The following is a 19986-nucleotide window of genomic DNA, read 5'->3' as shown; positions in this document are numbered from 1 at the left end:
CGGGTTGACGAGATCAACCCGGGGCCGGCCTTATCGTGCGCCGGGAGCCCGTCAGGCCTTGCGCATCTGGTGCTGCAGGATCTTGGTCTGCACGGCACCGGCCACTTTGCTCTTGATGTCCGTCGGCACCCGGACCATGCCCTCCTGCGCCACGGATGCCACGTGCAGGCCCTCCCGGTTGAAGATCTTGCCGGTCGCCAGGCCCCGCGCTCCCTGGGCGCTGGGCGATTCCTGCACGTACAGGAGCCACTCGTCAACGCGGACGGGACGGTGCCACCACATTGCGTGATCGAGGCTCGCCACGCTCATGCCCGGCGTAATCCAGCTCAGCCCGTGCTTGCGAAGAATCGACTCGAGCAGCGTGTAGTCGCTGGCGTAAGCCAGCGCGGCACGGTGCATATTGGCGTCGTCCGGCATGGGGCTGAAGGTCTTCATCCACACGGCGTTGCGCGCTTCCTTCTTCCCCGTGGCCGCCACATACAGGGCGGGATCCACATGGCGGATGTCGAAGGGCCGTTCGTACGACCAGTGCCGGGCGACGGGGTGGTCGAACTTGCCCAGCAGGTCAGCCGTGCTGGGCAGCGTCTCCGGGTCCGGAATGCCGGCGGGCATCTCGGACTGGTGCTCAATGCCGTCGTCGCCGGCCTGGAATGAGGCGATCATGGACAGAATCGGCGTACCGTCCTGGTAGGCATGCACGCGCCGGGCGGAGAACGAGCGGCCGTCCCGCAAGCGCTGGACGCCGAAGGTGATGGGCTTGTTAGCATCGCCGGGCCGGAGGAAGTAGCCGTGCATGGAATGGACGGTGCGGTCCTCGTCCACGGTGCGCATTCCGGCGACCAAGGACTGGGCCAGGACCTGGCCGCCGAAGACGCGCTGGTGCGGCTGGCGCTGCGACGGGCCCATGAAAATATCCTCGTCGGTGCGGGCGCCTTCCAGCTCGCCGAGGTCAAGCAGTTCGAGGAGGGAGTTCGTGGGGTCGTTCGTGGGCAATGCCTGCAATCCGGCGTCCGCTTCAGTCATGGTTTGACTCTAGACGGCGCCCCGGCACCGCTCAACCGAGCCACAGCCGGTAGTGTTCTTAACGTGTCTGATCTCCTTACCCAGTCTTTCCGCTTCGCCGACCCCCGCGATCTCGCCGATCTGAAGACCTTCGTCACCCGCGCCAAGGCCATCGATGACGGCGCCATTCGCCTGCAGGCCGCCGGCACCGTCCTGGCCGCCTACGTGTGCGTGCTCAGGCCCCGCATCCTGGGGGAGTCCACCCCCACGATTCTGGGCCTGCGCACCATGGGACTGGCAGAGCCGTCCGTAGTTGATGTCACGGTTCCGCTCGCTGCCGTCCTGGACCGGCTGGCCCGGGCGGGGGAGAACGACGCCGATCTTCCGGTCCCGCCGTCGACCGTCACCGAGTCATGGGCCGGCGTGGGCGCGCCGCGCGGCGGCTGGGAACTCGTGGACTCCGTGCCCGACGCCGAACTGCGGCAGGCCGCCGAGGCCGGCATCGCCGAGGTGGCCGCCATCGTTCCGGACAGACCCGGGGCCATGATCGTGAACAACGCCCGGGCCGCCGTCTGGGGACGCGGGCTTGAGGGCCGGCACGGGCTGCCGGCCGGAGCGGCGTTCGCCGCCCTTGCCCTGGGATTCCTGGGCGGAGACGAACTGAGCAGGGACGAACACAAGCTCTACCGTTCCGGGCGCTGGTTCCGGCTCAGCGGCAACCGCGGGCACGTGCTGGCACGTACCGGCGCAGGCCTGCTCTAGGATGACGCCGATACCCGGCGCCGCGAAACAGCGCCGGTATCAGCCCTGCGCCTCGGACGGGCTGTTCACCATCGAGAGCGCGGCACGCTCCATGTAATCCCACAGCGTGCCCTCATGCAGCGGCGGCAGGTCCAGGGAATCGACCGCCGTCCGCATGTGGTGCAGCCAGCGGTCCTTCGCCTCGGGCGTCACCCGGAACGGCATGTGGCGCATCCGCAGCCGGGGATGGCCGCGCTCCTCGCCGTAGGTGGTGGGACCGCCCCAGTACTGCTCCAGGAACATCAGGAACCGCCGCTTGGCCGGGCCCAGGTCCTCTTCCGGATACATGGCGCGCAGCAGCGGATCGGTGGCCACACCATCGTAAAAGACGTCAATGAGCTTCACGAAGGTCTCATGGCCGCCGACGGCGTCGTAAAAGTTGTCCGTGTAGCCCGGCTGGCTGAACGGGTCGTTGCGCATCAGCGGCTTCCGGACCCCCGGCTCGGGCGGGGTGGGAACGGATGGAATGGTCATGGCTATTCTCCGGCCTTCTGCTGGGGTGCGTGCTCGGCTTCCGCAGCCGACTCTTCCGGCTCCGCGGGCGGGACGTAGTTGCCCTGCGAGCGGTTGCCCACGCGGAGGATCTCGCCGTTGCGGAGGTACCAGATGGCGCCGTTCTCGTCGCGGACGCGCGTGATCCGGAGCCCGATCGACTCCACGACGCCCACTACTTCGCTGGTTTCGATGATGTCGCCGATGCCGTACTGGTCCTCGATGGTGATGAAGATGCCGGCGAGGAAGTCCCTGATCAGCTGCTGGGCACCAAAGCCGATGGCGATACCGAGGATCCCCACGCTGGTCAGCAGCGGCGCCACGTCGACGTCGAGGTTCTTGAGCATGTAGATGGTGGTGATGACGGCGATCATCACGCCGATGCCGCTCTTCAGCAGCGAGCCGATCGTGTTGGCCCGCTGCACGCGCCGCTCATGGTCCAGGGCGCGCAGCGCCGGCGCCACCCAGCGGAAATGCGGCTTCTTGAACAGCGACGTGCCGCTGGCCACACGCTTGGTGATCCTGGCGATCAGGAAACTGGCGATCAGCCACAGGAGTATGCCTGCGCCGAGGCTGATGGCCACGCCGGCCAGGTCGAGTCCGGTGGGCTCCAGTGAGGCGGAGGGCGCGGTGAACATGCTGTGCATCTGCTGGAAGGCTCCTTGCTGCTGTCCGGTGGCGGCCGGTCTCCGCGCTTTCCGGGGAGGCCGGCCGCTCTTTGGTCGCCTTTAAGCCTAACGGGGTCTGCCGCTGGCTAAGGACTTCCGGCTGTGGTAACGGGAGCGTGCAGGACAGGGAACTTTACGCTACGGGCAATGAAGCACACCTGGTTGGCCTCGTGGTGCATCCGGTCCGCCAGCGCGATGTGCCCCGGATCCGCAACCGTCACGTGCGGGCGCAGCGTTACGGTTTCGAACTGGCCGCTGCCGTCCCGGTTGAGCCGCATCATGCCGGTGGCGTTGTCCTCATAGGACAGGACCACCACGCCATGCTTCACCGCAACGTGCAGGAAGGACAGCATGTGGCACTGTGCCAGCGCCGTCAACAGCAGCTGCTCGGGGTTGTACCGGGAGCGGTCGCCGTGGAAGGTGGGATCGGCCGAGCCCTGCAGGACCGGCAGCCCCGGAATTTCGATGTCATGGTCCCGGGAGTAGTCCCGGTAGGACGACGTGCCGCTTCCGAGGTTGCCGGTCCAGCGGACCGTCAGCGCATAGTGGTGTTCGTTGAGTGCCATTGCCTAGACATCCGCCGCGCGGGCCCGCAGAGCCCGGGCCACGCCGTCGCGGTTTTCCAGCATCATCCGGCGCAGCGCAGCACTTTCCTCCGGCAGCGACGCAAGGAACGCGTCGGTCCGGTCCACGGTGGCCTGGCTGGTCAGCTGCGCCGGGTACAGCCCGACGACGATCTGCTGGGCCAGGGCATTGGTCCGCTCGGCAACGATTCCCGGCACGGCCTCGAAGTACTTCTCCGCGAACGGCTCCAGCAGCGCCGTGTCCAGCACCCGCGTGAAGCCGGCGACGGCCGAGGCCTGGATGGCGTTGGAGAGCTCGCCCTTGACCACGATCGACTCCCAGGCGGCCAACTTGGCCTCCGGAGTGGGGATGGCAGCCTTGGCCAGGGCGGCCGCGTTCTGGCCGCTGGAGGTGTTGTCCCGCTGCAGTTCAGCGTCGATGTCCGCCTGTCCCAGCCGGCCGCCCGCCACGAGGGAGGCCAGGAGCTCCCAGCGGAGGTCCTGGTCCACGGTCAACCCGGCCAGGGTGGCCGAGCCGTCCAGCAGCCCGGCGATCCGGTCCAGCTGCTGCCCGCTGCGCGCCAGGAGCGCGAACGACTTGATGAACTGCAGCTGGGCGTCGGACCCGCCCGGCACGTCCGCGGCGAGTTCCCAGAGCCGGTCGACGGCGGCAACGGTGGTGGCTTCCCGGTGCTCGTCGGCCACGTAGAACGTGAGCGTGGTGGCCAGTTGCCGCAGCTGCACCAGGATCACCGACGAATCGGACTCGGAGGCGATGTTGGCCAGGATCAGGTCGACGTATCCGCGGGCGGGGCTTTCCCCGTCCCGTGCGGCGTCCCAGGCCGAACCCCACACCAGCGTCCGCGGCAGGCTCTCGCGGAAATTCTTCAGGTGCGCCTTGGCCGTGGCGAGGGACTGCTCATCAAGCCGCACCTTGGCATACGCGAGGTCATCGTCGTTGAGCAGGATGAGGTCCGGCCGCTTGAGCCCGGCCAGTTCGGGGACCTCGGTGCGTTCGCCGTCGACGTCCAGCTCCTCACGGTGCACGCGCTCGAGCGTGCCCTCGCCGGTGAGGTCATAGAAGCCCACCGCCAGGCGGTGCGGGCGGATGGTGGGCTGCTCGGCAACCGCCGACTGCAGGATGGCAAACGAGGTGATGGTGCCGTCAGCGTCCACTGCCAGCTCCGGCTTCAGCGAGTTCACGCCGGCCGTTTCCAGCCACAGGCGGCCCCACTGGTCGAGGTCGCGTCCGCTGGCCTTCTCCAGCTCGACCATCAGGTCGCCGAGCTCGGTGTTGCGCCACGAATGCTTGGCAAAGTATTCACGTACCCCGGCCATGAACTGCTCCGGCCCCACCCAGGCCACCAGCTGCCGCAGCACGGAGGCGCCCTTGGCATAGGTGATGCCGTCGAAGTTCACCTCGACGTCCTGCAGGTCGTTGATCTCGGCGAAGATCGGGTGGGTGGTGGGGAGCTGGTCCTGCCGGTAGGCCCACGACTTCTCCACCGAGGCGAACGTGGTCCACGCGCTCTGGAACTTGGTGTTCTCCACCGCGGCCAGGTGCGACATGTATTCGGCGAACGATTCGTTGAGCCAGAGGTCGTTCCACCAGCGCATGGTCACGAGGTCGCCGAACCACATGTGCGCCAGTTCGTGCAGCACGGTGATGGCGCGGCGTTCCACCTGCGCCTCCGGGACCTTGCCGCGGAAAACGTAGCCTTCGAGGATGGTGACCGCGCCGGCGTTTTCCATGGCGCCGGCGTTGAACTCCGGCACAAACAGCTGGTCGTACTTCTCAAACGGGTAGGGGCAGCCGAACTGCGCCTCGAAGAACTCGAAGCCCTGGCGCGTGAGCTCAAAGATGTTGTCCGCGTCCAGGTACTGCATCAGGGACTTGCGGGCGAAGACGCCCAGCGGAACAACGCGGCCATCCGAACTGGTGACGTCGCTGCGCACCGACTGGTACGGTCCCGCGATCAGAGCGGTGACATACGAGGACAGGCGGGGCGTCGGCGGAAAGTCCCAGACCGAGCAGGCGGCGCCGTCGTTCCCCGGGGCAGCCGCCTCCGGCTCCGGCGTCGGGGAATTGGAGACGACGTCCCAGTGCGAGGGTGCGGTGACGCGGAACCGGAAGGTGGCCTTGAGGTCGGGCTGTTCAAAGACCGCGAACATCCGGCGTGAATCAGGCACCTCGAACTGCGTGTACAGGTACACCTCGCCGTCCACCGGGTCCACGAAGCGGTGCAGGCCTTCACCGGTGTTCATGTAGGGGGCGTCCGCCACGACAGTCAGTTCGTTTTCCGCAGCAAGGTCCGGGAGCTGGATCCGGACACCGTCGGACACTTCGGCGGGGTCCAGTTCGCGGCCGTTCAGCGTCACACTGTGGACGGCGTCCGTCACGGCGTCAATGAACGTCGACGATCCCGGCGCCGCCGTGAACCTGACGGTGGTGGTGGAACCGAAGACAGCCTCGCCCCTGGTCAGGTCCAGGCTGACATCGTAGGAGTCGACGGCGATCAGGGCGGCGCGCTCGCGTGCTTCGGCGCGGGTCAGGTTCATGCCTGGCAAGATTGTGCCTCCAGAGGTTGTGGTGGCCGGGCAGGGCCGGCCCGCCGGCTGCTGCGCACGGTGGTCACGCGTGCGGTTGCATCACTGTGAAGCCATTGTTTCATTTCGCCGCCGCTTGGCAAGTTGCGCAGCTCACTTCCCCGGCCCAAGTCCGGGGCTCGTTCCCACGGGGTCCTCTCCGGCCGGCTGGTGCAGGGGTAGCGTTAAGGCATGGGAAAGATCCTCGATGCTGTGGACACCAAAGCGCTGCGGTTCGCGATCGGCTTCCCAGTGTTGCTCGCCGCCGGGTTCGCGGTCTGTGCCGTGCTGTTGCGGCCGGATCTGCCGGAACCGCTGGCGGTCATGTGGAATAACGACGGCGGCACCGCCTTCGCGCCGTTCCCCGCCTTCGTGGGGGGCGGGGCCGCCCTGATCGTCGTCACCGGCTGGCTGGTGCTGCTGCAGGCCGTGCCGGTGTCGCGGCCCACTGTGATGCGCCGGATCATGATGGGCGCGGGGCTGACCGTGAGCCTTTTCGTCACCACCGTGCTGGCGGCCGCCCTCGTAGGCCAGGCCGGTGTGGCTGACGCGCGAGAGTCAAGCGTGGACATGATTGTCCTCGCCTCGGGCAGCGGCGCCGGACTTGCCCTGGGTGTCATCATCGGGTTCGTGTTCAAGGCGGACCAGCAGTGGACACCGGAGGACGACCGTGCACTGCAGCAGGCCCTGGAACTTGAGCTCGACCCTGAGCTCGTCCGCGATTCCGTCCGGTTCTGGGTTCACGCGCGCAGCTCGGTCTTCGTCATGATCGCCATAGCCAGCCTGTTTCCCGCTTCCCTGATCGCGATCGCCGTGCCATGGCTCGGAGCGCTGCTCGTGGCGGCCGCGCTGGTGGGCGCCGCGTTCCTGTTCGCCCGGGTTACCGCGGACCGCAGCGGGCTGCGCGTCTTCCTTGCGGGCATCCTGCGTGTGATCGACGTCCCCGCCGCCGCCATCTCCGCCGCCCAACCGGCTGACGTCCGCGCCGCCGACTACGGCGGCTGGGGCTACCGCAACCACGACGGGACCGCAGCGGTGCTCGTCAGCAGCGGCCCCGCCGTCGTCGTCCGCAAGACCGACGGCCACAAACTTGCCGTAAGCGGCGGCAACCCCGACTCCGCCGCCCGTCTTGCAGAGGTCCTGACCCGCGTTGCGGCAAGGGCCCGCCGTGACGCCCGCCCGCCGGACAGCCACCCACCAGCCTAGGGCGGCGCCGAAGAGTAACGGCCGCGTCACCACCTGGGCGGCACCCTGCTGGGGCGAAGCGCACCGAGTACTCTTGGAGCTGTTGATTTGACCTGTACCAGCCCGGCCGCGCCCCGGTGCTCATGACTGAACGGAAGCTACCGTGACAACAAACCCTGCATTTCCGCGGGTCCACATCGCCACCGACCACGCCGGCATGGAGCTGAGCGCCCACCTGGTCAAGCACCTGACGGCGAACGGCTACGACGTGGTGGACCACGGACCCAAGGAATACGACGCCCTGGACGACTACCCGTCGTTCTGCATCAACGCCGCGCTCGCAGTGGTGGCCGACCAGAAAGCAGGAGTCCACGCGCTGGGCATCGTGCTGGGCGGATCAGGAAACGGCGAGCAGATCGCGGCCAACAAGGTCAAGGGTGTCCGCGCCGCCCTGGCCTGGAACCAGTCCACGGCCACACTGGCCCGCGAGCACAACGATGCCAACGTGGTGGCCGTCGGCGGGCGCCAGCACAGCGTCGAGGAGGCCACGTCGCTGATCGAGGCCTTCCTGCAGGAGCCCTTCAGCAACGACGAGCGGCACGTCCGCCGCATCGGCAAGATCGCCACCTACGAAACCACCGGCGAGATCGTCGAATAGTGCCGGAAGGCCACTCCATACACCGGCTGGCCCGCCAGTTCGGTGACGTGTTCGCCGGCGAGCGGCTGGCTGTCAGCAGCCCCCAGGGCCGCTTCGCCGCCGGCGCCGCGCTGCTGGACGGGCACACCATGGTTCACGCGTCCGCGCACGGAAAGCACCTGTTCCTGCACTTCGAGCACGCACTGGTGCTGCACGTCCATCTCGGCCTCTACGGGGCCTGGGATTTCGGCGGGGACAGCCAGTTCCGCGGCGCCTCCAGCATCGGCGCGCCCCGCCGGGTGGGGGAGCGCGAAGTGGCTGACGCTAGTGGGTCAACCGATGGCACTGGGTCGACCGAAGGCAGTGGCGATACAGCTCCCGCCGAGTACGCCGGGCCGCCGGCGCCGGTCGGAGCGGTGCGGGTCCGGCTGGTGAGTGACCATGGCTGGGCCGACCTTCGCGGTGCCACCACGTGCGCGGCCATCACCGACGCCGAGGCGGCAGCCGTGCTGGACAGGCTGGGCCCCGATCCGCTCCACAACACAGGCGGCAGCAGGGACGACTTCATCCGCCGCGTCCTGGCAAAGCGGACGCCGCTCGCCACGCTGCTGATGGATCAGAAGGTGATTGCCGGCGTGGGGAATGTCTACCGGGCCGAAGTGCTGTTCCGCGGCAGGATCGACCCCCTGCTGCCCGGCCGCGCGCTAACCGCGGACGCCGCCGGTCTTCTCTGGGATGACACCGCCGCGGTGATGGCCGACGGCGTCCGCGACGGGCGGATCATCACCACCACCGCCGGCTTCTGGACCCGGAGCGGCCAGCTTCCGCCGGGGGAGGAGGCGCACTTTGTCTACCGCCGCCACGGCCAGCCGTGCCGGGTCTGCGGCACTCCGGTTGCGCTGGCCGAACACGCCGCGCGCAAACTGTACTGGTGCCCGTCCTGCCAGCAGCCTTTTTGAGCTGACCGGCGACCGGGGAGGGCCGACGGGCGATGGTTGAGGAACCTGTGCGCGAGTATTCGTGGGCGCACGTCTGCGCGCGGCGCCTGGGGCGCCAGTGGCTTGCTGCCCCTTCTCAAACCGCCTCCCCGGCGGAGATCGTGCGGGCCATGTGCGGTGCGCACGCCCAGGTGATGCCCGCCGCCGAGCTGTCCGTGGGCATACGCGGCGCCGGCATTTCCCGGGCCGAGGTGCGCAAGGCGCTCTGGGAAGACGGAACCCTGGTCAGGACCTTCGGGCCACGGGGCACTGTGCACCTGCTGCCGGCCGCCGACCTGTCCCAGTGGTCCGGAGCGCTGGGTGCCCTTCCGCCCAACCCGGCGCTGCGACAGTTCCTGACACCCGGCCAGACGGACCAGATCGTGGCGGCCATTGCAGATGCGCTCCGGGATGCCGAGCTGACCGTTGACGAACTTACCGACGCCATTGTCGCCAGAACCGGTGCCTGGGCGGCTGACCCGGTGATGCCCGCATTCCAGACCATGTGGCCGCGCTGGCGCGCGGCGCTGGGGACCGCGGGCTTCCGCGGAGCGCTGTGCTTTGGCGCCGGCAGGGGCCGTGCGGCGACATACCGCAGCCCCGGGCAGCTACTTCCCGGCTTCCGGCCCGCCGATCCCGCCCCGGCGCTTAGCTGGCTGCTCCGGGCGTACCTGCAGGCGTACGGCCCCGCTACGCCGGCCCACTTTGCCCGGTGGCTGGGAGTTCCGCACGGGTGGACGGCCGGGCTGTTTGCTGACCACCGCGGAGAGCTTGCACAAGTAGCGGTGGAGGGGGCGCCGGCCTGGGTGCTGCCGAGCGACGCCGGGGCCATCACCACGGAACCTTCGGGCGTCAGGCTGCTTCCCTACTTCGATTCCTATGTGGTGGCGGGCCAGCCGCGGGAGCTGCTGTTCCCCGGCGCGGCAAGTACCCGAGCCCTGGCCAGGGGGCAGGCAGGTAACTATCCCGTCATACTCATCGACGGCGTCGTCCGCGGACTCTGGCACCACCGCCGTTCCGGAAGGAAAGTGGAGATCACCGCCGAGCTGATTGATCCTGCGAGGCCCTCGCGCCTGGAGGAGGTGGCGCAGCAGGCGGAGCGGGTCGGGAATTTCCTGCAGGCAGAAGCACATCTCACGTTCGGCACGGTGAATGTCGGGGGCCACGCCTAGACCCGGGGACAACGCAGAAGAGGCCCCTCAACGAGGGGCCTCTTTGGAGTGGAGGGGACGACGGGAATCGAACCCGCGTAATCAGTTTGGAAGACTGAGGCTTTACCATTAAGCTACGTCCCCGAGGAAAGCGTTGCGGCGCTGGTCTTCTTCCGACCCTGGCCTTGGGCTTTTCTTCGGCGGCTGTTCAAGCCGGATATAACTAAACCTAATTCATGTCCCAACTGTCAAATGTGCAATCGCGGCGGGGATGAACGTAGACTGTCCTGTGCATTACGGGGTGTAGCTCAGCTTGGCTAGAGCGCCTGCTTTGGGAGCAGGAAGTCGCAGGTTCAAATCCTGTCACCCCGACTCTGCGGCCCGGGCCCCAGGCCTGGTCACAACAACGCGTTTGCAGAACCCATCCAACAAAACCAGGAGTACTTAGACCGTGAAGAGCGCTGTCGAGAACCTCACCCCCACGCGGGTCAAGCTCAATGTTGAGGTCCCCTTTGAGGAATTGAAGCCCAGCATCGACGAGGCATACAAGACTGTTGCTTCGCAGATCCAGGTCCCTGGCTTCCGTAAGGGCAAGGTTCCCGCCAAGCTAATCGACCAGCGCGTCGGCCGCGGCTACGTCCTGGAGACCGCCATCAACGAGGGCCTCAACGGCTGGTACCAGGCTGCAGTCCAGGAGTCCGGCATCCACCCCCTGAGCCGTCCCGAGGTTGAGATCACCGAGGTTCCGGACCCTTCCGCCACCGATGGTGAGCTGAAGTTCCAGGCCGAGGTTGACGTCCGCCCCGAGATCGAGCTGCCCGACTACGCCGGCATCAAGGTTGAGGTTGCCGCGGCAGAGTCCTCTGACGCCGATGTCGACAAGGCCCTGGACGAACTGCGCGGCCGCTTCGGCACGCTCAAGTCCGTCGAGCGCCCGGCAGCTGACGGCGACTTCCTGAGCATCGACATCACGGCGAGCATCGACGGCGCCGAGGTGGACTCCGCTTCCGGGCTGTCCTACCAGGTTGGCGCCGGCACCATGCTTGAGGGCATGGACGAGGCCGTGACCGGCCTGAGCGCTGACGAGGACGCCATCTTCGAGACCACCCTGGTGGGCGGCGACCACGCCGGCGAAGCCGCGCAGGTCAAGGTTGTGGTCAAGTCCGTCAAGGAGCGCGAACTGCCCGAGGCGAACGACGACTTCGCCCAGCTGGCCTCCGAGTTCGACACGCTGGCCGAACTGCGCGAGGACCTCGCCAAGCAGGCCGCCGACTCCAAGGTCGTCGAACAGGGCGTAGAGGCCCGCGACAAGGTCCTGGACAAGCTCGTTGAGCTGGTTGAGGTTCCCGTTCCGGACTCCGTCGTTGAGGAGCAGCTCGAGCAGCACTTCAAGGCCGAGAACTCCCACGGTGAAGGCGAGCACGACACCGAGGAGCACCGCGCCGAGGTCAAGGCCAACACCGAGCGCGCCTTCCAGAACGAGATCATCCTCGACGCCATCGCCGAGAAGGAAGAAGTGGGCGTCAGCCAGAACGAGCTGATCGACTACATCGTCACCACCGCCAGCCAGTACGGCATGGACCCGAACCAGTTCGCCCAGATCATCGACCAGAGCGGCCAGGTTCCCATGATGGTCTCCGAGGTCCGCCGCCGCAAGGCACTGGCCGTCGTCCTGGGCCAGGCCGAGGTTACCGACTCCGAGGGCAACAAGGTTGACCTGAGCGACTTCGTCCGCCCCGGCGGCGAAGAGGCTCCTGCCGTCGAAGCCGAAGCAGAATCCGAAGCTGAAGAGGCAGCCGGCGAGACCGTCGCGAACGACGATCCCGCAGCCGTGAAGTTCTAGCAGCAGCACGCATCAGCGGCGTCAGCCCCCGGGTCCTCGGATCCGGGGGCTGACGCGTTAACGGCCGGTGTACAGCTCCCGCTGGCAATCGTGCGCCGTCAGCGAACAGCGCGATTCCGACGAACAAATCCGCTCCGAAAGCGGTTAGTGTCCAAGTAGTGAAGTTCAGTGATGTCGTTCAGTGATGTCACCGTCACCAGCGAGAGGTAAGTACACATGTCACAGCAAGCAGCGGCCCCCCGCATGGCAACCGTCGATCCTGCAGCCCAGGACAACTACATCTACAACCGCCTGCTGAAAGAGCGCATCATCTGGCTTGGCTCCGAGGTCCGCGACGAGAACGCGAACGCCATCTGCTCACAGCTGCTGCTGCTTTCCGCCGAGGATCCCAACAAGGACATCTACCTCTACATCAACTCGCCCGGCGGCTCGGTGACGGCCGGCATGGCCATCTACGACACCATGCAGTTCATCCCCAATGACGTCGTTACCGTCGCCACCGGCCTGGCGGCCTCCATGGGACAGTTCCTGCTGTCCTCCGGCACCAAGGGCAAGCGCTACGCCACCCCGAACGCCCGCATCCTGATGCACCAGCCCTCCGGCGGCATCGGCGGCACGGCTTCGGACATCAAGATCCAGGCCGAGCTGATCCTGCACATGAAGAAGGTCATGGCCGAGCTCACGGCGGACCAGACCGGCCAGACCGTGGAAACCATCCTCAAGGACAACGACCGCGACAAGTGGTTCACGGCCACGGAGGCGCTGGAATACGGCTTCTTCGACAAGATCTCGGCACACGCAGGATCTGTCGCAGGCGGCGGCGGAACCCAGAACGCGTCATCCAACGGCCAGAGCTAAATCGGCACCAAGACAGAACTGAATCCAGGAGCAATGAACATGAACTACAATTTCGGATCGTCTGCCGGTAACCTGCCGACAAGCCGCTACGTCCTGCCGCAGTTCGAGGAGCGCACGCCGTATGGCTTCAAGCGCCAGGATCCCTACACCAAGCTCTTCGAGGACCGCATCATCTTCCTCGGAGTCCAGGTGGACGACGCCTCTGCCGATGACATCATGGCGCAGTTGCTGGTACTGGAGTCCACGGACCCGGACCGTGACATCACCCTCTACATCAACTCGCCGGGCGGCTCCTTCACGGCCATGACCGCGATCTACGACACCATGCAGTACATCCGCCCTGAGATCCAGACCGTGTGCCTGGGCCAGGCGGCAAGTGCTGCGGCCGTGCTGCTGGCCGCGGGAACACCGGGCAAGCGGCTCGCACTTCCCAACGCCCGCGTCCTGATCCACCAGCCGGCGCTGTCCGGCGGCCAGGGCGGACAGGCCTCCGACTTGGAGATCCAGGCGGCCGAAGTCATGCGCATGCGGACTTGGCTGGAGGACACCCTGGCCAAGCACTCCGGCCGGACGCCGGAACAGGTCAACAACGACATCGAGCGCGACAAGATCCTCACCGCCGCCGAGGCCCAGGATTACGGTCTGATCGACCAGGTGCTTGATTCCCGCAAGATCAAGCCGCAGGCACTTGCCCGCTAAATGCGGGCACATGCCGGGTAAACAGCAGTAACGGTCGCCGGTGCGGTTTAGATTTTTGAACCGCACCGGCGCCCGGTTTCCACCCCTTGGGCCGAATGTGACCTAGAGTGGATGTAAATCATTGCCGGATCCCGGCCGTGGTTAGAAACAACCGGTGCAAAGCTGCCCTTGCGGCAAGATACTAAGGGGTTCACATATGGCTCGGATTGGCGAGAGCGCGGATCTGCTCAAGTGCTCTTTCTGCGGCAAGAGCCAGAAGCAGGTACGCAAGCTCATTGCCGGGCCCGGCGTCTACATCTGCGACGAGTGCATCGAGCTCTGTAACGAGATTATCGAGGAAGAACTCGCAGAGGTCGCCGATCTGGGCAGTTTCGAACTGCCCAAGCCCCGCGAAATCTTTGACTTCCTGCAGGAGTACGTCATTGGCCAGGAACCGGCCAAGCGTTCCCTCGCCGTTGCGGTCTACAACCACTACAAGCGGATCCAGGCCGGACACGCGCCCAAGAGCGGCACGCTGGCCGACGGCGTCCACCACGACGACGTTGAAATCGCGAAGTCCAACATTCTCCTGATAGGCCCGACAGGCTGCGGCAAAACCTACCTTGCGCAGACCCTGGCGCGCCGGCTGAACGTCCCCTTCGCCGTCGCCGACGCCACCGCGCTGACCGAAGCCGGGTATGTGGGCGAAGACGTGGAGAACATCCTCCTCAAGCTCATCCAGGCCGCCGACTATGACGTCAAGAAGGCCGAACAGGGCATCATCTACATCGACGAGATCGACAAAATCTCGCGCAAGAGCGAAAACCCCTCGATCACCCGCGATGTCTCCGGCGAGGGCGTGCAGCAGGCCCTGCTGAAGATCCTCGAAGGAACGGTTGCCTCGGTTCCGCCGCAGGGCGGCCGCAAGCACCCGCACCAGGAATTCATCCAGATCGACACCACGAACGTCCTCTTTATCGTTGCCGGCGCCTTCGCCGGCCTGGAGGACATCATCGGTTCCCGCTCCGGCCGCAAGGGCATCGGCTTCGGAGCCCCCCTGAACGAGGTCAAGAACACCGACTCCTACGGCGAAGTCATGCCGGAAGACCTTTTGAAGTTCGGACTTATTCCGGAGTTCATCGGCCGCCTGCCGGTCATCACCACTGTCTCCAACCTGGACCGCCCCGCCCTGATCCAGATCCTCTCCACGCCCAAGAACGCCCTGGTCAAGCAGTACCAGAAGATGTTCCAGCTGGACGGCGTGGAGCTGGTGTTCGACGACGATGCCCTGGACCTGATTGCAGACCAAGCCCTGGAACGCGGAACCGGAGCCCGCGGACTGCGCGCCATCATGGAGGAAGTCCTTCTCCCGGTGATGTTCGACCTGCCCAGCAGGGACGACATTGCCAGTGTGGTCATCACGGCCGACGTGGTGGGCAAGAAGGCTCAGCCCACCATGATCACGCACGACGTCGTGGCCAAGCGGCGGAACAAGTCCGCTTAGCCGGATTGATCCGCCTTTCCGGAATAAAACGGCCTGATCCATCGCTGTTGCTTAAGCGTGCCCTGCGAGTAAGGCTTTGCGGCGCGCCACACCCCGAAGACTTCCCTGAGGAGATTTGCTGTGTCTGAAACCGCCGCCCACAAGGCCGACTTCTGGTTTGACCCCCTCTGCCCGTTCGCCTGGATTACCTCCCGCTGGATCGGCGAGGTGGAAGGCGTCCGCAACATCCAGACGGAGTGGCACGTCATGAGCCTGTCCGTGCTGAACGAAGGCCGCGACCTTGATCCCAAGTACCGCGAGGCCATGGACAAGGCCTGGGGGCCGGTCCGGGTCATCATCGCCGCACAGGAACAGCACGGTGACCACGTGGTCAAGCCGCTGTACGACGCCATGGGATCGCAGATCCATGACGGCGGGGAGAAGGACTTCTCGATCGTCATCAGCAAGTCCCTGGCCGACTGCGGCCTCCCCGCCGAGCTGGCAGCCGCCGCCGGCTCCGACGAGTACGACCCCCAACTGCGTGCCAGCCACGAAAAGGGCATCTCCCTGGTGGGCCAGGACGTCGGAACCCCCGTCGTCGCCTTCAACGGCACCGCGTTCTTCGGACCCGTCCTCACCCGCATTCCCCGCGGCGAGGAAGCCGGGAAGATCTGGGACGCGTCAGTCACGCTCGCGTCCTACCCGCACTTCTTTGAGATCAAGCGCAGCCGGACTGAAAGCCCTGCCTTCGACTGACCGCTTGAGCCCCGGCAGAACTACATCAGAGTAGTTCTGCCGGGGCTCTTGCGCATCTGCAACAGGAGGACAAAGATAGTTCTTACCCACTTCGAAAGAAGTGAGACGCAGGAACCAAAGATTCAGTGACATGCTTCCAACGCAGCCTTCGGCAAAGTTAGAAGCTGGCTACCGGTGACAAGGTAGGAAGACCTGAAATTCTAAGGATCTTGCCAGACTGTCAAAGATGTCACCAGACAGCCGAAAAGTCGAAGCCCCACCAACGGCAAAACGCTGATGGGGCTTCCCCTTTGCCCAAATGTAGGGCTTAGTGCCCAAAAATAGGCCGGTGAGCCCGGAATGCTCCGGGCTCACGTCGTATCAGGCCTGCGCCGGCTCCTCAGCGGGGGCCAGCTCAACGTCGCTGACCGTGAGCTCGCCTTCGCCGGTGTTGAGCGAGATTTCCTGCGCGTTGGCCGCCGCTTTGAGGTCCCCGAGGCCTGCCTGAAGCTGGGCCACGAGGGACTCGGTCGCCGTGATCGTCGCCGACAGGACCTCGGTGCGCTGCTTGACCTTGGCCTCGGACTTGGCCTTCCGGATGCCGCTGAGCGCAATGCCCACGGTCCCCAGCATGCCGGTGTCGCCGTCGGCGATCTCCAGCGGAGCCGGCCAGGCGGCGCGGTGCACGGAACCGGCCCGCCACCAGCCCCAGACCTCTTCGGTGGCGAAGGGGAGGAACGGCGCGAAGAGGCGCAGCAGCGAATCCAGTGTGGTGGCGAGGGCAGCGAGAACCGAAGCCTGCTCCGTCTCGCCGGCAGCACCGTAGGCGCGGTCCTTGATCAGCTCGACGTAGTCGTCGGTGAACTGCCAGAAGAACGATTCGCTGATCTGCAGCGCCCGGGCGTAGTCGTAGTTGTCGAACGCCTTCGTGGCCTGGGCCACGACGTCGGAGAGCTGGGCCAGCAGGGCACGGTCCAGGGGATTCGTCAGGACGGAGAGGTCTGTGGAAACCACGGAGTTCTCCGTGGCGCCGAGGTTCAGCACGAACTTCGAGGCGTTCAGCAGCTTGATGGCCAGGCGGCGGCCGATCTTCATCTGCGCGATCTCGTAGGCGGTGTCCGCGCCCAGGCGTGCGGAGGCTGCCCAGTAGCGGACGGCGTCGGACCCGTACTCGTTCAGCACGTCGGTGGGCACCACCACATTGCCCTTGGACTTGGACATCTTCTTGCGGTCCGGGTCCAGGATCCAGCCGGAGATGGCCGCGTGCTTCCAGGGTGCGACGTCCTGCAGGGCGTCGGCACGTACGACGGAGGAGAACAGCCAGGTGCGGATGATGTCGTGTCCCTGCGGGCGCAGGTCGAACGGGAACACCTTGGCGAACAGGTCCTCGTCCCGGCTCCAGCCGCCCACGATCTGCGGGGTCAGGGAGGAGGTTGCCCAAGTGTCCAGCACGTCAGCGTCACCGGTGAAGCCGTTGGGCTGGTCACGCTGGGACTCGTCGTAGCCCGGCGCCGCGTCGGCCGCAGGGTCCACCGGCAGGGACTCGTCCGAGGGCAGGACAGGGTTGTCGTAGTCCGGGTTGCCCTGGGCGTCCAGCGGGTACCAGACCGGGATCGGCACGCCGAAGAAGCGCTGGCGGGAGACCAGCCAGTCGCCGTTCAGGCCGGCAATCCAGTTTTCGTAGCGGGAGCGCATGAAGGACGGGTGGAAGTCGATGTCCTTGCCGCGGCCGATCAGGCGTTCGCGGCGGTCCTCGTCGCGGCCGCCGTTGCGGATGTACCACTGCCGGGACGTGACCACCTCGAGGGGCTTGTCACCCTTTTCGAAGAAGTTCACCGGGTGGGTGATCTTCTTGGGCTCGCCGTCGAGCAGGTCCGCTGCGGTGAGGAGCTCCACCACGGCTTCCTTGGCGGAGAAGACCGTCTTGCCGGCGATCGCGGCGTAGGCCTCGCGGCCGGCATCCGTGGTGATCCACTCCGGGGTCTCGGCGAGGATGCGGCCGTCGCGGCCCACGATCGCACGGGTGGGAAGCTGGAGTTCGCGCCACCAGGTCACGTCGGTCAGGTCGCCGAAGGTGCAGACCATCGCGATGCCCGAGCCCTTGTCCGCCTTGGCCAGCGGGTGGGCCTTGACCTCGAGCTCGACGTCGAACAGCGGGGACTTCACGGTCTTGCCGAACAGCGGCTGGTACCGCTCGTCGTCGGGGTTTGCCACCAGGGCGGCGCAGGCCGCGAGCAGTTCGGGACGCGTGGTCTCGATGAAGATCTTCTCGCCGTCGGCGGTGAAGAACGGGTAGCGGTAGTACGCGCCCGGCACCTCGCGGTCCTCAAGCTCGGCCTGGGCCACGGCAGTGCGGAAGGTGACGTCCCAGAGCGTGGGCGCCTCGGCCATGTAGGCGTCGCCGGCAGACAGGTTCGCAAGGAAGGCGCGCTGGGACACAGCGCGGGACGTGTCGTCGATGGTGCGGTAGGTGAGGTTCCAGTCAACGGACAGGCCGAGGGTCTGGAACAGGTTCTCAAAGACCTTCTCGTCCTCGACGGCAAGTTCCTCGCAGAGTTCGATGAAGTTCTGCCGGGAGACGACGTCGAAGTCCCGCTGGTTCTTCGCCGGCTGTGCCGGCGGCTGGTAGTCCGGGTTGTAGGGGATGGCGGGATCGCAGCGGACACCGTAGTAGTTCTGGACGCGGCGCTCGGTGGGCAGGCCGTTGTCGTCCCAGCCCATGGGGTAGAAGACGTTCTTGCCGGTCATGCGCATGTAGCGGGCCTGCACGTCGGTCTGCGTGAAGGAGAACATGTGGCCCACGTGGAGGGAACCGGAAGCGGTGGGCGGGGGAGTGTCGATCGAGTAGACCTTGTCCCGGGTGGTGTCGGGGTCGAACCGGTAGGTTCCTTCCTCGAGCCAGCGCTGCGTAAGGGCAGCCTCCAGGCCCTCCAGGGCCGGCTTGTCGGGAACGTTGATGGGGGCGGTGGCGGGCGTGTCTGTACCCTGCGTTGATTCAGCCATGTGCTCAATTGTTTCATGCCGGGCAGTTGTTTCCTGCCCGGCGGCGGGCGCTGCCGCGGGATGACCGGAGTAGCATGCGGCCTATGGGCAAAGCAGGCGCTTCCTTTGCGATCAAACGCATCTATGAGGAGCCCGCGGCCGACGACGGCTGCCGGGTTCTGGTGGACAGGCTCTGGCCGCGCGGAGTCAGTAAGGAAAGGGCCCAGCTGGAGCTGTGGCTCAAGGACGTGGCGCCGTCGCCGCCGCTGCGGCAGGAATTCGCCCACATGCAGGAGCGTTTCGAGGACTTCCGTGCCCAGTATGAGGATGAGCTGGCGGGCAACCCTGCGGTGGAGCAGCTCCGGGACCTGGCGGCCAAGCACCGGAAGGTGACGCTGCTGTACGCCGCCCGGGATCCGGAGGTGAACCATGCCAAAGTTCTGCTGGAGTTCCTGGCAGCACGGGGTTCGGGAAAGTGAGCGGTTCGCGGGAGTAAACGTTGGGCTGGCCCACCCTGCGGTTGGCGCTAGGGTGGTGCCATGACTGAGGTTTCCGCAAGCTCTGACGTGTCCACCAACAAGTCCACCAAGAAGGCAGCCCTCGTTACAGGCGCCAGCTCCGGCATTGGCGAGGCCACCGTCCGCGCGCTCCGTGCAGATGGCTGGACCGTGTACGCCGTCGCCCGCCGCCAGGAACGGCTGGCCGCGCTGGAAGCCGAGACCGGCGCCGTCGCCCTCGCCGCCGATATTTCCGAGGATGCGGACGTCGCACACCTCCTGGCAGAGGTGATCTCCGCCGGCGGGATCGACACGCTGGTCAACATCGCCGGCGGCGCCCGCGGGGCGGACCGTGTGGGGCAGGCCGTGACCGAGGACTGGGAGTGGATGTACCGCGTGAACGTCCTCGGAACCATGAAGCTGACCCGCGCCTTCCTGCCGATGCTGCGCGAACACGGCGAGGGCACCATCCTGAACCTGACCTCCACGGCCGGTCTGGATGCCTACGAAGGCGGCGGCGGCTACAACGCCGCCAAGTTCGCCCAGCATGCCCTGACCGGGGCGCTGCGGCTGGAAGAGGCCGACCACAACGTCCGGGTCATCGAGGTCGCGCCCGGCCTGGTCCAGACCGAGGAGTTCGCCCTCAACCGGCTTGGTGACGCGGAATCGGCCGGCAAGGTGTACCAGGGCGTGGAGAAGCCGCTCACCGCCGAGGACGTGGCCGACGTGGTGCGCTACGCCGTGAGCGCACCGCACCATGTGAACCTCGACCAGATCGTCATCCGCCCGGTAGCGCAGGCCTCGACCTTCAAGCTGATCCGCAAGCAGGCCTGAGCAGGCTAACGCCA

Annotated in this window: 18 protein-coding genes and 2 tRNA genes; 13 read left to right on the top strand and 7 right to left on the bottom strand. The window is 66.3% G+C overall.

Annotated features, from left to right (window positions below; translation table 11 throughout):
- Positions 1-51: 51 nt before the first annotated feature.
- The gene (tesB, locus tag ACHMXB_RS08125) at positions 52-1023 is read right to left on the bottom strand and encodes an acyl-CoA thioesterase II (RefSeq protein ID WP_395404316.1); all 972 of its coding nucleotides are present in this window, start codon (positions 1021-1023) and stop codon (positions 52-54) included.
- Positions 1024-1086: 63 nt separating this feature from the next.
- Between tesB and ACHMXB_RS08120 the strand changes: the two genes are divergently transcribed.
- Positions 1087-1764 (top strand): hypothetical protein, encoded by a 678-nt coding sequence (locus tag ACHMXB_RS08120; RefSeq protein ID WP_395404314.1) that lies wholly within the window; start codon positions 1087-1089, stop codon positions 1762-1764.
- A 39-nt stretch (positions 1765-1803) separates the two neighbouring features.
- On the opposite strand, the gene ACHMXB_RS08115 is transcribed toward ACHMXB_RS08120, so the two are convergent.
- The 4 genes from ACHMXB_RS08115 to pepN form a co-directional block, all read right to left on the bottom strand.
- Positions 1804-2277: a globin gene (locus ACHMXB_RS08115; protein ID WP_395404312.1), complete on the bottom strand. Its 474-nt coding sequence runs from the start codon at positions 2275-2277 to the stop codon at positions 1804-1806.
- 2 nt (positions 2278-2279) lie between these two features.
- Positions 2280-2942 (bottom strand): mechanosensitive ion channel family protein, encoded by a 663-nt coding sequence (locus ACHMXB_RS08110; protein ID WP_395404310.1) that lies wholly within the window; start codon positions 2940-2942, stop codon positions 2280-2282.
- A 107-nt stretch (positions 2943-3049) separates the two neighbouring features.
- Positions 3050-3529 (bottom strand): OsmC family protein, encoded by a 480-nt coding sequence (locus tag ACHMXB_RS08105; protein ID WP_395404308.1) that lies wholly within the window; start codon positions 3527-3529, stop codon positions 3050-3052.
- Positions 3530-3532: 3 nt separating this feature from the next.
- Entirely contained in the window at positions 3533-6085 is a 2553-nt protein-coding gene (gene pepN / locus ACHMXB_RS08100; RefSeq protein WP_395404306.1) for an aminopeptidase N, read from the bottom strand.
- Positions 6086-6304: 219 nt separating this feature from the next.
- On the opposite strand from pepN, the gene ACHMXB_RS08095 reads away from it, so the two are divergent.
- The 4 genes from ACHMXB_RS08095 to ACHMXB_RS08080 all read left to right on the top strand — a co-directional run bounded on the left by ACHMXB_RS08095 (position 6305) and on the right by ACHMXB_RS08080 (position 10083).
- Positions 6305-7318, top strand: coding sequence for a hypothetical protein (locus ACHMXB_RS08095; protein WP_395404304.1), 1014 nt, complete (start codon positions 6305-6307; stop codon positions 7316-7318).
- Positions 7319-7460: 142 nt separating this feature from the next.
- On the top strand, positions 7461-7955 hold the full coding sequence (locus tag ACHMXB_RS08090) for a ribose-5-phosphate isomerase (protein WP_395404302.1): 495 nt from the start codon (positions 7461-7463) through the stop codon (positions 7953-7955).
- Positions 7955-8893, top strand: a complete 939-nt coding sequence (locus tag ACHMXB_RS08085) for an Fpg/Nei family DNA glycosylase (RefSeq protein WP_395404300.1) — start codon at positions 7955-7957, stop codon at positions 8891-8893. The genes ACHMXB_RS08090 and ACHMXB_RS08085 overlap by 1 nt, the downstream gene beginning before the upstream one ends.
- Positions 8894-8925: 32 nt before the next feature.
- On the top strand, positions 8926-10083 hold the full coding sequence (locus ACHMXB_RS08080; protein WP_395404298.1) for a winged helix DNA-binding domain-containing protein: 1158 nt from the start codon (positions 8926-8928) through the stop codon (positions 10081-10083).
- Between the two features lie 49 nt (positions 10084-10132).
- Here the strand turns inward: ACHMXB_RS08080 and ACHMXB_RS08075 are convergent.
- A tRNA-Gly gene (locus ACHMXB_RS08075) sits at positions 10133-10206 on the bottom strand.
- 153 nt (positions 10207-10359) lie between these two features.
- Between ACHMXB_RS08075 and ACHMXB_RS08070 the strand changes: the two genes are divergently transcribed.
- The 6 genes from ACHMXB_RS08070 to ACHMXB_RS08045 all read left to right on the top strand — a co-directional run bounded on the left by ACHMXB_RS08070 (position 10360) and on the right by ACHMXB_RS08045 (position 15680).
- A tRNA-Pro gene (locus tag ACHMXB_RS08070) sits at positions 10360-10434 on the top strand.
- Positions 10435-10513: 79 nt separating this feature from the next.
- Positions 10514-11905: a trigger factor gene (gene tig, locus ACHMXB_RS08065; protein ID WP_395404296.1), complete on the top strand. Its 1392-nt coding sequence runs from the start codon at positions 10514-10516 to the stop codon at positions 11903-11905.
- Positions 11906-12148: 243 nt separating this feature from the next.
- The gene (locus tag ACHMXB_RS08060) at positions 12149-12763 is read left to right on the top strand and encodes an ATP-dependent Clp protease proteolytic subunit (RefSeq protein ID WP_003803391.1); all 615 of its coding nucleotides are present in this window, start codon (positions 12149-12151) and stop codon (positions 12761-12763) included.
- A gap of 39 nt (positions 12764-12802) precedes the next feature.
- Entirely contained in the window at positions 12803-13462 is a 660-nt protein-coding gene (locus tag ACHMXB_RS08055; protein WP_111905627.1) for an ATP-dependent Clp protease proteolytic subunit, read from the top strand.
- Between the two features lie 196 nt (positions 13463-13658).
- On the top strand, positions 13659-14945 hold the full coding sequence (gene clpX, locus ACHMXB_RS08050; RefSeq protein WP_111905596.1) for an ATP-dependent Clp protease ATP-binding subunit ClpX: 1287 nt from the start codon (positions 13659-13661) through the stop codon (positions 14943-14945).
- Positions 14946-15065: 120 nt separating this feature from the next.
- Positions 15066-15680 carry a DsbA family protein gene (locus tag ACHMXB_RS08045; protein WP_395404294.1) on the top strand — a complete coding sequence of 205 codons (615 nt, stop codon included), beginning with the start codon at positions 15066-15068 and terminating at the stop codon, positions 15678-15680.
- A 360-nt stretch (positions 15681-16040) separates the two neighbouring features.
- Here ACHMXB_RS08045 and valS read toward each other — a convergent pair whose 3' ends face one another.
- Positions 16041-18662, bottom strand: coding sequence for a valine--tRNA ligase (valS, locus tag ACHMXB_RS08040; protein WP_395404292.1), 2622 nt, complete (start codon positions 18660-18662; stop codon positions 16041-16043).
- An 83-nt stretch (positions 18663-18745) separates the two neighbouring features.
- On the opposite strand from valS, the gene ACHMXB_RS08035 reads away from it, so the two are divergent.
- Entirely contained in the window at positions 18746-19120 is a 375-nt protein-coding gene (locus ACHMXB_RS08035; protein ID WP_395404290.1) for a DUF488 domain-containing protein, read from the top strand.
- 60 nt (positions 19121-19180) lie between these two features.
- Positions 19181-19972 carry an SDR family oxidoreductase gene (locus tag ACHMXB_RS08030; protein WP_395404288.1) on the top strand — a complete coding sequence of 264 codons (792 nt, stop codon included), beginning with the start codon at positions 19181-19183 and terminating at the stop codon, positions 19970-19972.
- The last annotated feature ends 14 nt before the right edge of the window (positions 19973-19986 follow it).

The organism is Arthrobacter sp. UC242_113, assembly GCF_044054585.1.
Taxonomy (GTDB): domain Bacteria; phylum Actinomycetota; class Actinomycetes; order Actinomycetales; family Micrococcaceae; genus Arthrobacter.
This window is presented reverse-complemented; position numbering and strand designations above follow the sequence as displayed.

What these genes read in the sequence shown, in the direction of transcription:
- ACHMXB_RS08095 (WP_395404304.1), top strand. Translation starts at nt 6,305, where the DNA reads ATGGGAAAGATCCTCGATGCTGTGGACACCAAAGCGCTGCGGTTCGCG.
- ACHMXB_RS08115 (WP_395404312.1), bottom strand. Translation starts at nt 2,277, where the DNA reads ATGACCATTCCATCCGTTCCCACCCCGCCCGAGCCGGGGGTCCGGAAG.
- tesB (WP_395404316.1), bottom strand. Translation starts at nt 1,023, where the DNA reads ATGACTGAAGCGGACGCCGGATTGCAGGCATTGCCCACGAACGACCCC.
- ACHMXB_RS08055 (WP_111905627.1), top strand. Translation starts at nt 12,803, where the DNA reads ATGAACTACAATTTCGGATCGTCTGCCGGTAACCTGCCGACAAGCCGC.
- ACHMXB_RS08035 (WP_395404290.1), top strand. Translation starts at nt 18,746, where the DNA reads ATGGGCAAAGCAGGCGCTTCCTTTGCGATCAAACGCATCTATGAGGAG.
- ACHMXB_RS08110 (WP_395404310.1), bottom strand. Translation starts at nt 2,942, where the DNA reads ATGCACAGCATGTTCACCGCGCCCTCCGCCTCACTGGAGCCCACCGGA.
- pepN (WP_395404306.1), bottom strand. Translation starts at nt 6,085, where the DNA reads ATGAACCTGACCCGCGCCGAAGCACGCGAGCGCGCCGCCCTGATCGCC.
- ACHMXB_RS08060 (WP_003803391.1), top strand. Translation starts at nt 12,149, where the DNA reads ATGGCAACCGTCGATCCTGCAGCCCAGGACAACTACATCTACAACCGC.
- ACHMXB_RS08030 (WP_395404288.1), top strand. Translation starts at nt 19,181, where the DNA reads ATGACTGAGGTTTCCGCAAGCTCTGACGTGTCCACCAACAAGTCCACC.
- valS (WP_395404292.1), bottom strand. Translation starts at nt 18,662, where the DNA reads ATGGCTGAATCAACGCAGGGTACAGACACGCCCGCCACCGCCCCCATC.
- ACHMXB_RS08080 (WP_395404298.1), top strand. Translation starts at nt 8,926, where the DNA reads ATGGTTGAGGAACCTGTGCGCGAGTATTCGTGGGCGCACGTCTGCGCG.
- ACHMXB_RS08105 (WP_395404308.1), bottom strand. Translation starts at nt 3,529, where the DNA reads ATGGCACTCAACGAACACCACTATGCGCTGACGGTCCGCTGGACCGGC.
- clpX (WP_111905596.1), top strand. Translation starts at nt 13,659, where the DNA reads ATGGCTCGGATTGGCGAGAGCGCGGATCTGCTCAAGTGCTCTTTCTGC.